This is a genomic window from Sorangium sp. So ce185, from assembly GCF_051526825.1.
Lineage (GTDB): Bacteria > Myxococcota_A > Polyangia > Polyangiales > Polyangiaceae > Sorangium > Sorangium cellulosum_D.
Genome location: NZ_CP150316.1, coordinates 4,627,566 through 4,641,878 on the forward strand (window position 1 = coordinate 4,627,566; position 14,313 = coordinate 4,641,878).

Below are 14,313 nucleotides of genomic sequence, written 5' to 3' on the forward strand. Positions count from 1 at the left end.
CAACGCTGATGCGTCAATATCCGTTCGCTGCACGCGCTCGGGGGGGCGTTCCTGGTCATCTGAGGCCGCCGACATGTGGATTGCCCATCCAGCGCTCTGCCAACCCTCCAACCAACCCTCCAACTCGGTCAGCTGTTCCCGCAGTCAGCTCAGGGTGTTCTGGACGTCCTGGGCCGCGCTCCTGGTGGTGCTTCTGCAGTGCGCTGCGTGCGACAAGAAGGCAGCGCCCCAGCCTGAAGGCGCGAAGGGGGCGAAGACCGCGCCGAGCGCCAAGGAGGTGACGCTCGCCCCGGTGACAGAGCTGGTCGTTGAACAAACCATCGACATCTCCGGGACGCTGGACGCCGATGAGCAGGTGACGGTCGGGGCCAAGATGCCAGGCCGCCTCGCGTCGATCGCGGTCGATCTGGCGAGCCCGGTCACGAAGGATCAGGTCATCGCCCAGCTGGAGACGAGGGATTACGAGCTGCGCATCGAGCAGGCCGCGGCCGCGCTGGCGCAGAGCCGCGCTCAGCTCGGCTTGCCTCAGGACGGGCCCGATGACGAGCTCGACATCGAGGGCGTCGCGATCGTGAGGGAGGCCCTCGCGACGTTCAAGGAGGCGCAGGCCAACCAGGTGCGCGCGCGCAGCCTCGCCAAGGAAGGGTTGATGTCGGGCATGGACCTCGACGCGGCCGAGGCGGCGGCGGTCCGCGCGGAGACGGCCGTGCAGTCGGCGCGCGAGGAGGTGCGGATCCGGAAGGCGGCGGTGCGCCAGCGGCGCTCGGAGCTGCGCATGGCGCGGCAGCAGCTCGCGGACGCGGCGGTGCGGTCGCCGATCGATGGCGTCGTCCAGGCGCGGCGGGCGAGCGTGGGCCAGTTCCTCGTCGCGGGGGCGCCGATCGCGGACATCGTCCGCGTCGACCCGCTGCGGCTGCGCGTGGCCATCCCGGAGACCGAGGCGGCCGGCGTGCGCGCCGGGCAGCAGGTGCGCGTCATCGTCCCGGGGGACAGCGCCGTCTACGCGGGGACGGTCGCGCGCCTCGCGCCCGCGATCGACCCGCAGAGCCGGACGCTGCTCGTGGAGAGCGACATCAAGAACCCCGGCCACCTGCGGCCGGGCAGCCTCGTCACCGCGCAGATCGTCGTGACCTCGAAGCCGGCGCCGTCGGTGCCCGCGACCGCCATCGTCCGGTTCGCCGGCCTCGCGAAGGTGATCACGGTCGAGGACGGCAAGGCGAAGGAGAAGCAGGTCGTCACCGGGAAGACCGCGGGGGATCGCGTCGAGATCGTCTCCGGCATCGCGGTGGGCGAGTCGGTCGTCGCCCGCCCCGGCTCGCTCCAGCAGGGGCAGCCGGTGCACGTGGTGGAGGGGAGCTAGATGCAAGCGCTCGCCAGGATCTGCATCCAGCGGCCCGTGTTCGCCGCGATGCTGGGGCTCGCCCTCATCGTCGTCGGCGCCGTGGCGTACTTCCGGCTGGGCGTGGATCGCTTCCCCGCCGTGGACCTGCCGACGGTCTCGGTCCGCACCACGCTCCCGGGCGGCGCGCCCGAGGACGTCGAGGCGGAGATCACCGAGGAGATCGAGGAGGCGGTCAACACGGTCGAGGGGATCGCCGAGCTCCGCTCGATCTCGACGAGCGGCAGCTCCGTCGTCATCGCCACCTTCAACCTGGACCGGGACGTCGACTCGGCGGCGCAGGACGTGCGCGATCGCGTGCAGGCGGCGCTGCGCCGCCTGCCGGTGGGCACCGATCCGCCCGTCATCGCGAAGCAGGACAACGACTCGACCCCCGTGATGACGATCGCGCTCTCCGCCGATCGCTCGATCCGGGAGCTCACCGAGATCGCCGACAAGCTCGTGCGCGTGCAGCTCGAGCGCTCCTCGGGCGTCGGCGAGGTGCGCGTCGTCGGCGGGCAGGAGCGCGCGATCAAGATCTGGCTCTCCGCCGATCGGCTCGCCGCCTACGGCCTCCCGATCACCGCCGTCCGCGAGGCCATCGTCCAGCAGAACGCGAACATCCCCGCCGGCAACGTCACCGGCAAGGAAGAGGAGCGGACGCTGCGCACGATGGGTCGCCTCGAGCACGCGGGCGACTTCGACAACCTCGTCGTCGGGCACGTCGACGGGAGGCCCATCCGGGTGCGCGACATCGGGCGCGCCGAGGACGGCACCTACGAGCAGCGGTCGCTCGCGCGCCTCGACGGGAGGCCCACCGTCGTCCTCGACGTCGTGCGGCAGTCGGGCGCGAACACGGTCGCGGTGATCGAGGCCGTGAAGGCGAACGTGGCGAAGCTCTCCGACCAGCTCCCCTCGGACGTGAAGCTCGAGGTGATCCGCGACCAGTCGGGCTACATCTACACCGCGCTGCACGAGATCAACGTGCACCTCGTCCTCGGCAGCTTCCTGGCGTGCGCGGTCGTGCTCCTGTTCATGAGGTCGTGGCGATCCACGATCATCGCGGGGGTCGCCATCCCGACGTCGGTCGTCGCGACGTTCGGGATGATGTGGGCGCTCGACTTCACGCTGAACAGCGTGACGATGCTGGCGCTCGTCCTGATGGTGGGCATCGTCATCGACGACGCCATCGTCGTCCTCGAGAACATCTTCCGCTTCGTCGAGGAGAAGAAGATGGACTCCTTCGAGGCGGCCAGGGCCGCCACGCAGGAGATCGGGCTGGCCGTGCTCGCGACGACGCTGTCGCTCGTCGTCATCTTCGTCCCCGTGTCGTTCATGTCGTCGATCTCGGGGCGGTTTCTGTTCCAGTTCGGGATCACGGCCACCGTCGCGATCCTCGTGAGCCTGCTCGTCAGCTTCTCGCTGACCCCGATGATGAGCGCGCGCCTGCTCCGCAAGGAGGCGAGCCGCGCTCACGGGTCGGGCGAGGCGGGCGGCGGGGGCGAGGCAGCGACGCGCACGGGCTTCTACGGGCGGCTCGAAGCCAAGTACATGGGCGCCCTCGCGTTCGCGATGCGGCACCGCGCGCTCGTCGCCACCTTCGCCGTCCTCGTGACGGCCTCCGCGGTGCCGCTCTACGGGCTCGTGAAGCAGGAGTACATCCCCTCCGGCGCGGACGACGCGGAGTTCGAGATCCGCGTCACGGGCCCGCTCAGCGCCAGCATCGGCGCGATGGACGACGTGATGCGGCGGATCAGCGACGACGTGCGCTCGGTGCGCGGGGTGCGCAGCGTGCTCGCCACGGCGGGCGGCGGCTTCGTGGGCGGCGTCAGCTCGGGCGAGGCGTTCGTCCGGATCGCCCCGCACGACGAGCGCACCTTCTCCCTGACGCGGCTGTTCCGGGAGACGTTCTCCGGCAACCCGCTCCGCGCGTTCAAGGACAACTACGCGCAGAGCGAGGTGATGCAGGAGGTGCGGCGCAAGCTGCGCAAGTACACCGATCTCCGGATCTCGGTCCGCAACGTGCCGTCGTTCAACATCGGCGGCGGGAACTTCGAGATCGACTTCGCGATCCAGGGGCCGGACATCGAGGCGCTCGAGCGCTACGCGAACGAGCTCCGGGAGCGGTCCGCGCAGCTCGGCGGCATCGTCGACGCGGACGTGACGCTGAAGATCGACCGGCCCGAGCTGCGGGTGATCATCGATCGCGAGCGCGCCGCGGCGCTCGGCGTCCGGACGCAGGACATCGCGAGCGCGCTGCGCCTGATGGTGGGAGGCGATCAGGAGGTCTCGCGCTTCCGCGACGAGGAGGCCAACGAGAACTACGACGTGCAGCTCCGGCTCGTCGAGGAGGATCGCGATCAGCTGGCGGCCGTCCGCCGGCTCTACGTACCGCGGACGGCGCGGCCGCAGGCGGGCGGCGCTGGCGCCGCGACGGCGCCCGCGGCGGGCGCGCCGCTGCTCCGGGGCGACCTGGTGCGCCTCGACAACCTGGTGCGCATCGAGGAGGCGAAGAGCCCGTCGCGCATCGATCGGCTCGATCGCCAGCGGGTCTCGAGCTTGCGGGCCGGCGTGGCGCCCGGCTACGCGCTGGCCGACCGGCTCGAGGCGCTGCGCGGCGCGGCGCGGGAGATGGACATGCCGTCGGCGTACACGACCAGCGTGCGCGGCCGCGGCGCGGAGCTGGAGCGCACGTTCGGCGAGTTCATCTGGGCGTTCCTCCTGTCGATCGTGCTCATGTACATGATCCTGGCGTCGCAGTTCGAGAGCCTCGTGCACCCGGTCACGATCCTGCTCTCGCTGCCGCTGTCGGTGCCGTTCGCGCTCTTGAGCCTGTGGGCGACCGGGAACACGCTGAACCTCTACTCGGCGCTCGGCTTCCTCGTGCTGTTCGGCGTCGTGAAGAAGAACTCGATCCTCCAGGTCGATCACATGAACAAGCTCCGCGCCGAGGGCATGCCGCGGGCGGAGGCGATCCTCCACGCGAACCGCGATCGGCTGCGGCCGATCCTGATGACCACGCTGGCCCTGGTCGCGGGCATGCTCCCGCTCTGGCTGGGTACGGGGCCCGGGGCCGAGGAGCGCCACACGATCGCGGTGGTGGTCATCGGCGGCCAGTCGTTGAGCCTGCTCCTCACGCTGATCGTCACGCCGGTCTCGTACTCGCTCCTCGACGATCTCGCGCACAGCGAGCGCTGGGGGCGCGTCCGGGCGCGCGTCGGCGCCTTCGGCGAGCGGACGTCCGCGCGGCTCGGGCGGCTCTTCGCGCGCGCGCGCAGGTCGACGTAGGCCGGGCGGGGCGGTCGGCCCGGGGGCGCCTCAGCCCTTCGCGAGCCCGAGCGCGGCCACGATCACCGCGCCCCAGCCGGCGAGGAAGAACAGCCCGCCGAGCGGCGTGACCGCGCCGAGGACGCGGACGCCGGTCAGGGTCATCACGTAGAGGCTGCCGGAGAAGAGGAGCACGCCGGCCGCGAAGCAGAAGCCGGCGACCGTCGCCGCTGTCCCGCCGGTGCGCGCGGCGAGGTGGGCGGCGAGCGCCAGCGCGAGCGCGTGGACGAGGTGGTAGAGCGAGCCCGTCTGCCACCACGAGGCGCGCAACGGGCCGTCCGGCAGCCTGTCGAACGTCGCCTTGAGGCCGTGGGCGCCGAAGGCGCCGAGCGCCACCCCGAGGAAGCCGTAGACACCGGAGAGCAGGAAGAAGAGCCGTTCCATCGGGCGCGGAGCTTAGCCCATGGCTGGAGCGCGTCACGAGGCGCGCGCGGGTTCGACGCAACTGCGGCGCGCTCGCGTCGATGGTCGAGGTGCAGGAGGACGGCGCGTCGGCATGGGCAAGCGACACCGAAGGCAGCGATCGGGGACCAGGACGCCGCGCGACGAGCAGGACGACGTCGATCTGATCCTCCGCCACGTATCGCGGCAGTTCCCGCGCGACGTGGCGCGCGCCCTGCTCGGCACGGCCGAGCCCATCGAGCCGCTCGGCTGGGTGGACACGCAGGTCACCGGTCGCCAGCGGCGGCTCGATCGGGCGCTCTCCGTCAGGGTCGGCGGCCAGCAGCGGCTGCTCCACACCGAGTGGACGCTGGCGATGACCGACGAGATGCCTTTCCGCGTGTTCGAGTACAACTGCTTGACGGCGCTGGCGATGGCGGACGAGGCGCGGGCGAGCAAGGGGGCGCCGACTCCGTGGCTTTCGCCCATCGACAGCGTGGTGGTGGTGCTCTCCGGCCGGGAAGAGCCCTGGCCATCCCACGGCGCTTACAGGACCTCGGCGCCAGGCGAGCCGTTCTCCGGGGTGCAGTTCCGCATCGAGCCGGTCTATCAGCGGACCGTGGCGGAGCTGACGGCGCGGGAGAGCCCGTTCTGGCTGATCTTCGCGCCGCTGGCGGCGGACGCGGACGGCCGGAAGCTGACGCGCGTAATCGAGGCGATCCGAGCCCGATCCGGCGAGCGTGACTTCGCGGAGCTCGGCGCAGCGATGATGGCGCTCGCCGAGGCGGACAGGCGTGAACGGGGTCTTGCGGATGTGGTAAAGTCGTTGCTGCCGCGGGAGATCGTCATGCAGAACTCGATTTACAGGGAAGGCAAGGCGGCCGGGCTCAAGGAAGGGCTGGAGAAGGGCGTGGCGCTGCTCGCACACCAGGTCGAGCGGCGGCTGGGACGCCCGCTCACGGCGGAAGAGCGAGGCCGCCTCTACGGGCGGCTGCACGCCGACGGCCCGGAGAAGGTCGGCGATGTGGTGCTGGACCTCTCCGTGGACGACCTGTCGATCTGGCTCGCCGCGCCGGCCGACTCCTGACGATCCGGCTGGCCGACGCCGTGCGCCCGGCCAGCACGCCGACGCCGCGCGCCGGCGATGCGCGCGTCGCGCCAGGCGCGTCAACCGCCCAGCGCCGGCCGCCGCGGGAAGATCGTCCCCCGGATCTCGGCCATCGACGCGCCGGACATCGCCGCGAGGCGGCCGAGGACGACGCGGTTCAGCCGGCCGTCCGGCGGCGCCTTGACCGCGATCACGAACGCGGCGTCGACCGGCGCGCCGGCGTGCCTCGCCGCCCGCTCCGCGAGCGCCGCCGCCTCGCCCTCGGAGAGCTCCTGCCGCCGCGCCACGCGGATCTTCACGTAGAGCGCCGCCCGCATCAGCGCGTGGTAGCCGTGCATCCACGCCATCCAGCGCTCCTCCGCGCCACCGGCGAGGGCCCGCGAGAGCGCGTCGTGGCGCCGATCGATCTCGTCGAGCGGGAGGTTGTCGAGCTCGTTCAGCGCGCCGGGGAACTCCCCCGCGAGCGCGCGGAACACCTCCTTGCTCGGGATCGGCTCGCCGGCCGCCCGCGCGCGCCGCAGCTCCGCGAGCGTGCGGTACTTGCGGGCGAGCTGCGCCAGGATGTCCGGCGAGAGGCGCGCGCCGTCCTCGGGGACCGCCCCGGAGGTCACAGCCAGCCGTGGGGGAACGCGAGGACGTCGCCGATCGACGCGGCGCCGAGGCACAGCGCGACGAGGCGATCGACCCCGAGCGCGTTGCCCGCCGCCGGCGGCATCCCCTCCTCGAGCGCGCCGAGGAAGCGCTCGTCGATCGGGTAGATCGGCTTGCCCCGGGCCGCCCGCGCCGCCTGATCGGCGAGGAGCCGCGCGCGCTGCTCGACCGGGTCGGTCAGCTCGCCGAAGCCGTTGCAGAGCTCGACCCCCGCGACGTAGAGCTCGAACCGCTCGCACACCCGGGGATCGCCCGGCTTGAGCCGCGCGAGCGACGCGAACGGCGCGGGGAAATCGACCAGGAACACCGGGTGGGGCAGCGCCGCGATCGCCGGCTCCACCGCGTCCACCAGCAGGCGAAAGAACCGCTCCTCGTCGCTCGACGCGAGCGCGATCGCGTCGTCCGCGGGCACGCCGGCCCAGCGCGCGAACGCGTCGCCGACCGAGATGCGCGGGAACGGCGGCGTGAGCCGCACCGCCCTGCCGGACACCGAGATCGCGCCGTCCGCGCCGAGCGCGCCCGCGACGCGCTGCACGATCGCCTCCGTGTCGGACATCACCTCGTCCACACCGGAGAAGGCGCGGTACCATTCGAGCATCGTGAACTCCGGGTTGTGCCTGTCCCCGAGCTCCCCGCGCCGGAAGCAGCGCGCGAGCTGGAAGCAGCGCGGGACGCCGCCCGAGAGCAGCCGCTTCATCTGGTACTCCGGGCTCGTGATCAGGAACGTCGGCCGCGCCGCCTCCACCGCGAACGCGTCGAGGTGCAGGTCGAGCCCGGGGGAGGGGACCATGCTCGGCGTCTCCACCTCGAGGAACCCGCGCTCGGCGAACAGCGCTCGCACCGCCGCGAGCGCCGCCGCGCGCCGCGCGAGCGCGAGGCCGAGCCCGCGGTGGATCGCCCGCTCGGTCTCGCTCGACGGCGGCGCCGCGGCCCCCGAGCGCCCCCGCGGCGGCCTCCGCGGCGCGATCCGCTCGACGAGCCGCGCCGAGGCGAGCGCGCCGCCGGCCGGCGCCCCCTCGACCACCGCGAGATCGCCGATCTCGACCGGCGGCGCGGGCGCGCCCTCCAGCGCGACGCGCAGCGCGCCGAAGGCGTCGCCGAGGACGACCGCGCCCTCCGCGACGTCGAGCACGCGACCGCCGACGCGCACCCTTCCGGGCAGCGTCGCACCGGCGGAGGCGATGTCGCTCGGCGCGAGCGTCGCCGGGGCCCCAGTCGAGACGTCGGTGTGGAGGAGAGTCACAGGATCCTGCGCCGGGTGTGCCGGAGACATATCACGCAAGTCGACCAAAGACGTCAGGCAAGAAGCCAACGGACGCTACAACTCGTTATTTTTCCGGGAGAGCATCGCGCCTCTCCTCCTTGATGAGCCAACGTAACTCGATACGTTGGTCGCGCTCGTCGGTCCGGCCATGCCGCGCCTCGCGCGAGCGCCGCTCGCAGAAACCCAGCCGGAGAGGAGAATCATGGGACGACAGCTGCTCTTGCTTCCATTGACCGCGCTCGCAACGTTGACCTTCGCGGGGGCCGCTGCCGCGTCCGAGTGGCACACTGTACCGCCGAGCTCGGTGTCGACCGACCCGTCCCTGCGCGTCGCCGGCGGCGCGCGCAGCGCGGCGGAGGCGTACCTGAAGCGCGCCGTTTCCGAGCTCCGGCTCCAGGGGGTCTCGCTGCGTTATGAGCGCGAGCTCCAGGACGGCGATCACCGCACCGTCCGGTTCGCGCAGTTCCACGCAGGGCTCCCCGTGCTCGGCGGCGCCGCGGCGGTCCACGTGGCCCCGGGGGGCCGCGTGGAGCTCGTGGTGCTCGACGTGGCGCGCGACCTGTCCGTCCCGGCGGCGCCGAAATACCGAGAGGAGGCGGCGCGGAGCGCGATCGAGGCGACCTACGGGATGAGCCTGCCAGAGCGGCCGAGCGCGGCGCTCGCGGTGTTCCCCGAGGCGGAGACGGGCGGCAAGCTCGTCTGGGTCGTCGACGTCCGGTCGGAGCTCGGCGGCGAGCGCTTCCTCGTGGACGCGCACGCCGGCAAGATCGTCCACCGGCGATCGCTCGCCGTCCACGCGCGCGGGCGCGTCTACCCGATCAGCTCCGCGGTCACGCCGCGGCTCGAGGATCGCGAGCTCGTCGACCTCGACGCGGGGGACCCGCAGACCTTGAGCGGCTGGGGCGGCAACCTCAGGGTGGTGAACTACGTGGGTGGCGACCTCATGAGCGGCGTCCCGCTCACCCTCGAGCAGCGCGTCGGCCCGAACGCGGGCGAGGACTTCCTCTACGACCCGCCGAGGAGCGCGGACGACGCGCGCGACGAGTTCGCGCAGGTCGGCGTCTACTACCACCTCACCCGGATGCGGGATTACTTCACGACGGCCCATCAGCTCGACATGGCGTCGCCGAGCTGGAAGCTCGTCGCGATCGCCAACATGCTGGAGTCGGGCCGGCCGATGGACAACGCGTTCTTCTCGCCGATGGGCTCGGAGGCGCCCTTCAGCGCGCCGAACCTCATCGCCATCGGCCAGGGCTCGTTCTTCGACTTCTCGGACGACTCCGACGTGTTCCTCCACGAGTTCACCCATTACGTCACCGCCAACGCGGTCGGCTACAGCGAGGGCCAGTTCGCGGTGAGCGAGTACGGGCTCTCCCCGTGGGCCGGCAGCATCGACGAGGGCCTCGCGGACTACTTCGCGTGCACCGTGAACGGCGACTCGACGCTCGGCGAGGCGTCGCTCGAGCCCTTCGGCGCGCAGCGCGAGCTCTCGGAGGACGTCAAGGTGTGCCCCGACGATCTGGTCGGCGAGGTGCACGACGACGGCGAGCTGATCGGGAGCCTCGCGTGGTCGTTGCACGAGAAATTCGGGGCCGAGCTGGGCGACAAGCTGGTCTGGAGCGCGCTGACGCTGCTGACCCGCAACGCCTCGCTCGGCGACTTCGCCAAGGCGCTGACGAGGGCGACCGACAAGCTGGTGGGCTCCGGCGAGCTCACGGCGGCGGACGCGGACACCGTCGCGGCGCTGCTCAAGAGCCGCGGCCTGGACGACTGCGAGGAGGTGCTCGACCTGAGCGGGGGCAAGTCGCGCAGGACGCACATGTTCGGCATCGACTCGCTGGTCTACGGGACCGGCGCGTCGTGCGTGGAGTGGCGCAGGCAGCTCAGCCTCCAGAGCCTCTTCCATTTCAAGAGCACGCCGGACCGGACCGCGAAGGGCATCCGCTTCACCGTGGAGCTCGAGCCCCGCGGCGGCACCGATCTCGACTGGAGCATCTACGTGAGGAGCGGTCGGCACGTCGGCTTCGCGATGGGCGACGTGATGCCGGAGGCCAGGAACTACGACTACAGCGTCGAGGGGATCACGGACACGTACGGGGAGATCGTCATCGACGAGACGTCCGATCCGCCGTTCGATCCCACGCAGACGTACTACATGGTGATCGGTCACGCGAACTGCCCGTCCACGGCCGTGTCGGTGGACAGCGCCGATCTCGGGGTCGAGCCGCCGCCGGTCGATCCCGTGGACCCGGTCGAGCCGGAGCCCGGCTCGACGGGCGGCGCGACGCCGGAGCCGACCGATCCGGCCGAGGAGACGCCCGCGGAGCCGCCCGCAGCGGGGTGCGCGTGCCGCGCCGCCGCGCCGAGCGCGCCGGTCGCGCCGTGGACGGCGCTCGCCGGGATCGCGCTCGCCGGAGCGGCGGCGCTCAGGCGCGGCGCGCGCCGGAATCAGCTGACGCGGAGGGAGCCGCGCTGAAGCCGCGCGGGCCAGGATGTCCGGCGAGGCGCCGACGCTCGTGCGCCTCGCTGCGGTCGCCGTGACGCGGCGTCCGCGTCCGCTGCGCTAACGCCCGCCGGCGCCGCCGGCGCCGCCGGCGCCGCCGCTGCCGCCCGTGCCCGCCCCGCCGGCACCGCCGCTGCCGCCCGTGCCCGCCCCGCCGTTGCCGCCGCCGCCATCGCCGGCAGCGGCGCCGTCACCGCCGTTGCCGCCCGTACCAGCACCCCCCGTGCCGCTCGTGGTGGTCGTGGTGGTCGTGGTGGTCGCGGTGCTCGTCACCGGATTCTGCGTCGGATCGCAGACCTGCGTCACCACGCCGGGCCTGCAGCAGCGGTGTTGTTGCTGCTGCTGGCCGATGCCCCTGCACTCGAGGCCACTCGCGCAGTCCTCGTTGCCGTTCGCGATCTCGCAGGGCTCGCCCTCTTGCTGCTGGCTGCAGCTCGCGGCGGAGGCGACGAACGCCGCGGCGAGCGCGGCCAGGAGGAGCGCGGGGCGCAAGGCGTTGCGCGACGTCTTCAGGGCTTTCACGCGCGCTGGTCTAGCAGAACCCGGCGGGCTTGCCTATTGCCCATCTACGGCGGAGGAGCGGCCCGGTTCTTCGCGTCGATCGCGTCGATGAACAGGCCCATGTACTGCGCGGCGCTCGTGATCGAGAAGACGAGCGATAGATAGATGAGCAGCCGGCCCACGTGCACCACGTCGACCTCGCCGAAGTCGACGCCGAGGTGGATGTGGTACGGGTAGCCGAGGATCAGGCAGACGATGCCGATCATCTGCAGCGCCGTCTTGATCTTCCCACCGTCGCCCGCCGCGATGACGAGCCCCTCGGTCGACGCGATCGAGCGGAGCGCCGTGATCGTGATCTCGCGCGAGATGAGCAGCACCACCGCCCACGCCGGGATCCGGCCCATCGGGACGAGCCACACCAGCGTGCCGGCGACGATGAGCTTGTCGGCCAGCGGATCGAGGAACTTGCCGAGCACGCTCACGAGGCCCTGCCGGCGCGCCAGGTAGCCGTCGAGCATGTCCGTGATCGCCGCGAGCGAGTAGACGCACGCGGCCCAGAAGCAGTCCCGCGGCGCGCCCCTCGAGAGCAGCAGGAGGACGGCGGGGATCATGAGGATCCGCGCGAACGTGAGCAGGTTCGGGAGGTTCTTCGCGTCCTCCCAGAGCGTCCTCCGCCGCTGCGCCTTGATGCCCCGCAGGGACGTTTCCGCGCTAGCGACCATCGACGAGAACCATCCCCTCTCCACCGAACGTCACGAAGCCCTGCAGCCCTCCGGGCGCCTCGGTCGCGGGCAGCGTGCGCGGCAGGAGCCGGCCCATCCACCCGAGCACCGCGGTCGCGCGCATCGACGTCGGCCGCGACGGGGCGATCTCCAGCGCCGCGGCGCGCTCGGGCACCGAGAGCACCATGTGGCCGCGGCCGCGCAGCTGCACCATCGCGACCGCCTCGCCGTCGCCGGCCGGAAGGCGGCCGTTCTCGTAGCCGATCGGCAGCTCGAAGCCGACGAGCACGTCCTCGCGCAGGAAGATCGGCTCCTCCCCGAGCGTCACGGCGTGCAGCCGCCGCCCCTCCAGCGCGCCGAGCACGAGCTCGCAGCGCGCGCCGATCTCGACGAACGGCGTGCTCGGCCCGCCGAGCGGCTCGTCGAAGACGCGGCCGCGCGCCTGCCGCTTCAGCACGTGCGTGGCCGTCCCGGGGAGCGTGCTCATCGTGCGGAGCGCGTCGAGCCGCGCCACGAAGCCCTTCGCGGCCTGCACGAGGACGACGCCGCTCGCGTGCCGCGCCACCGCGACGTCGCGCGGGAAGACGAGCAGCCGCTCGCGCGCCACCGAGAGCAGCGCCTCCGGCGGCTGCACCGCGAGCGGCGTCGTGGACGGCGGCGGCGTGCCCGGCGCCGCCGTGGGGGGCGGCAGCGACGACGACGACGCCCGCGCGGCCGCCTTCCTGCCCGCGAGCGCCGCGTCGCCGGCGGCGGAGACCGGGACCGTGAAGCGGCCCGTCATCGACGGCTCCTCCGGCGTCATCGAGCCGCGCCGCACCGCCGGCGCCGCGCCCCCGCCGGGCGGCGCCTGGACCGCCGCCATCGACGGGACCGTCGGCGCCGCGCCGCCCCTCGGCGCGGGCGATCGGCTCGGCCCGGCCGCGCCGCCCGCGCGGCCGTCCGCCCCGAGGCTCCGGAGCGACGGCGGCGCCGGGATCGTCGGCATCGTCTCGCGGCCAGGCTCGATCGCCGACCAGGTCCCGGACGGGATGCGCGGCAGATCCGAGTCGTGCCGGAAGCCCGCGCCGGCGCGGTCGAGCGCCTGCACCGCCTCGCCCGCGGCGCGCTGCACCTCGGCCCTCGCCTCCGCCTTGGCCTCGAGCGGCGGCTGGTCCTCGGTGTCGGGCGGCTCGGCCGGGTACCTGCCCGTGGAGCCGCCCGTCATGTCGAGCAGGCGGCGCGCCATCGCGTCATGGCCGCCCGCCGCGAACGCGTGGCTCGCGCGCTCGTAGTCGCCCATGCGCTGGAACGCGAGCCCGAGGTAGCCCCAGGCGCGCTGGTGCTTCGGGTTCTGCTCGAGCGCCTTCTCGAGCTCGGACCGCGCCTGCGCGGGCTGCCCGGTCTTGAGGTACGAGAGCGCGAGGTTGATGCGCGGCTCGACCGCCTCCGGGTGGGCCTGGATTAGCCGCTCGTAGATCGCGATCGCGCGCGGATAGAGCCCCAGCCTGAAGTAGACGATCCCGAGGAGGTCCTGCCCCTTGGGATCGCTCGGCTGGAGCGAGAGGGCGCGCTCCAGCTCCGCCTTCGCGGCGTGGACCCGGTTGTCCTGCAGGAGCTCGCTGCCCCGGTGCAGGTGGAACAGGAACTCCTCCGCTGCGACTTCGCGGGTGGAAGGCCGGGGGTCGTCGCGCTCGGGCATCGTCGGCTGGAGCGTACACGAAAACGCACACGCGCCGTCAGGCGCTCGCCGCCTCGATCGCCTCGGCGAGCGTGAAGGCCCCCTCGTAGAGCGCGCGGCCGACGATGACGCCGCTCACGCCGGGGATCTGCGCGAGCGCGCGCAGGTGAGAGAGCGAGCCGACTCCGCCGGAGGCGAGCACGGGGAAGCCGCACGAGCCGGCGAGCTCACGGGTGGCCTCCAGGTTGGGGCCGACCTGCGTCCCGTCGCGGGAGACGTCGGTGTAGAGGAGCGCGGCGATGGGGGCGCCGGCGAGCGCGCGGGCGACGTCGAGCGCCGTGACCGAGGAGACCTGCTCCCAGCCCTGCACGGCCACGCGCCCGTCCTTCGCGTCGACGGCGACCACGACGCGCCCCGGGAAGCGGACGGCGAGGTCGCGCACGAGCGCGGGGTCGTTCACCGCGGCGGTCCCGAGCACGATGCGATCGGCGCCGAGCGCGAGGTAGCTCTCGGCCGCGGCGGCGGAGCGGATGCCGCCGCCCACCTGCACGCTGCCGCCGTCCACGCCGAACGCCGCGACGACGGCGCGGACCGCGTCGGCCTGCACGGGCCGGCCGGCCCGGGCCCCCTCCAGATCGACCACGTGCAGCCGATCGCAGGAGCGGCGGAGGCGGGCGGCGAGCGCCGCCGGGTCCTGGTCGTAGACGGTGACCTGATCGTAGCGCCCTTGATGGAGGCGCACGGCCTGGCCTCCGAGGAGATCGATGGCGGGGATGAGCTGCACGCGGCGGGTCTAGCGCGCCTCCGCGCCGGCGGGTAGG

General features: G+C 72.9%; 11 protein-coding genes. 4 read left to right on the forward strand and 7 right to left on the reverse strand.

Annotation, left to right across the window (positions count from 1 at the left end; all coding sequences use genetic code 11):
* The first annotated feature begins 154 nt into the window (after positions 1 to 154).
* On the forward strand, positions 155 to 1,360 hold the full coding sequence (locus tag WMF26_RS17070; protein WP_438001191.1) for an efflux RND transporter periplasmic adaptor subunit: 1,206 nt from the start codon (positions 155 to 157) through the stop codon (positions 1,358 to 1,360).
* Positions 1,361 to 4,666 carry an efflux RND transporter permease subunit gene (locus WMF26_RS17075; protein ID WP_438001192.1) on the forward strand — a complete coding sequence of 1,102 codons (3,306 nt, stop codon included), beginning with the start codon at positions 1,361 to 1,363 and terminating at the stop codon, positions 4,664 to 4,666.
* Positions 4,667 to 4,696: 30 nt separating this feature from the next.
* Here WMF26_RS17075 and WMF26_RS17080 read toward each other — a convergent pair whose 3' ends face one another.
* Complete coding sequence (locus tag WMF26_RS17080) at positions 4,697 to 5,089, reverse strand: DUF423 domain-containing protein (RefSeq protein ID WP_129575293.1); 393 nt, start codon at positions 5,087 to 5,089, stop codon at positions 4,697 to 4,699.
* A 112-nt stretch (positions 5,090 to 5,201) separates the two neighbouring features.
* Between WMF26_RS17080 and WMF26_RS17085 the strand changes: the two genes are divergently transcribed.
* Positions 5,202 to 6,173 (forward strand): hypothetical protein, encoded by a 972-nt coding sequence (locus WMF26_RS17085; RefSeq protein WP_438001193.1) that lies wholly within the window; start codon positions 5,202 to 5,204, stop codon positions 6,171 to 6,173.
* Positions 6,174 to 6,253: 80 nt separating this feature from the next.
* On the opposite strand, the gene WMF26_RS17090 is transcribed toward WMF26_RS17085, so the two are convergent.
* Both WMF26_RS17090 and epmA read right to left on the reverse strand, forming a co-directional pair.
* Entirely contained in the window at positions 6,254 to 6,805 is a 552-nt protein-coding gene (locus WMF26_RS17090; protein WP_438001194.1) for a hypothetical protein, read from the reverse strand.
* Positions 6,802 to 8,088, reverse strand: a complete 1,287-nt coding sequence (gene epmA / locus WMF26_RS17095) for an EF-P lysine aminoacylase EpmA (RefSeq protein WP_438001195.1) — start codon at positions 8,086 to 8,088, stop codon at positions 6,802 to 6,804. Before epmA ends, WMF26_RS17090 begins: the two co-directional genes overlap by 4 nt.
* 223 nt (positions 8,089 to 8,311) lie before the next feature.
* Here epmA and WMF26_RS17100 point away from each other — a divergent pair, with 223 nt between their 5' ends.
* Positions 8,312 to 10,585, forward strand: coding sequence for a hypothetical protein (locus WMF26_RS17100; protein WP_438001196.1), 2,274 nt, complete (start codon positions 8,312 to 8,314; stop codon positions 10,583 to 10,585).
* A gap of 87 nt (positions 10,586 to 10,672) precedes the next feature.
* Here WMF26_RS17100 and WMF26_RS17105 read toward each other — a convergent pair whose 3' ends face one another.
* Genes WMF26_RS17105 through hisA form a run of 4 tightly spaced genes read right to left on the reverse strand, consistent with a single transcriptional unit; the run spans position 10,673 to position 14,276 of the window.
* Positions 10,673 to 11,134 (reverse strand): hypothetical protein, encoded by a 462-nt coding sequence (locus WMF26_RS17105; RefSeq protein WP_438001197.1) that lies wholly within the window; start codon positions 11,132 to 11,134, stop codon positions 10,673 to 10,675.
* Between the two features lie 44 nt (positions 11,135 to 11,178).
* Positions 11,179 to 11,835, reverse strand: a complete 657-nt coding sequence (gene pgsA, locus WMF26_RS17110; protein ID WP_061621324.1) for a CDP-diacylglycerol--glycerol-3-phosphate 3-phosphatidyltransferase — start codon at positions 11,833 to 11,835, stop codon at positions 11,179 to 11,181.
* Positions 11,825 to 13,513 (reverse strand): tetratricopeptide repeat protein, encoded by a 1,689-nt coding sequence (locus tag WMF26_RS17115; RefSeq protein WP_438001198.1) that lies wholly within the window; start codon positions 13,511 to 13,513, stop codon positions 11,825 to 11,827. The genes pgsA and WMF26_RS17115 overlap by 11 nt, the downstream gene beginning before the upstream one ends.
* Positions 13,514 to 13,550: 37 nt before the next feature.
* Entirely contained in the window at positions 13,551 to 14,276 is a 726-nt protein-coding gene (hisA, locus tag WMF26_RS17120) for a 1-(5-phosphoribosyl)-5-[(5-phosphoribosylamino)methylideneamino]imidazole-4-carboxamide isomerase (RefSeq protein WP_061621521.1), read from the reverse strand.
* Positions 14,277 to 14,313 lie beyond the last annotated feature (37 nt).

Bases quoted from the DNA above. Each gene is read 5' to 3' on its own strand.
- WMF26_RS17080 (WP_129575293.1), bottom strand. From the start codon at position 5,089: ATGGAACGGCTCTTCTTCCTGCTCTCCGGTGTCTACGGCTTCCTCGGG.
- WMF26_RS17100 (WP_438001196.1), top strand. From the start codon at position 8,312: ATGGGACGACAGCTGCTCTTGCTTCCATTGACCGCGCTCGCAACGTTG.
- WMF26_RS17085 (WP_438001193.1), top strand. From the start codon at position 5,202: ATGGGCAAGCGACACCGAAGGCAGCGATCGGGGACCAGGACGCCGCGC.
- pgsA (WP_061621324.1), bottom strand. From the start codon at position 11,835: ATGGTCGCTAGCGCGGAAACGTCCCTGCGGGGCATCAAGGCGCAGCGG.
- WMF26_RS17075 (WP_438001192.1), top strand. From the start codon at position 1,361: ATGCAAGCGCTCGCCAGGATCTGCATCCAGCGGCCCGTGTTCGCCGCG.
- WMF26_RS17115 (WP_438001198.1), bottom strand. From the start codon at position 13,513: ATGCCCGAGCGCGACGACCCCCGGCCTTCCACCCGCGAAGTCGCAGCG.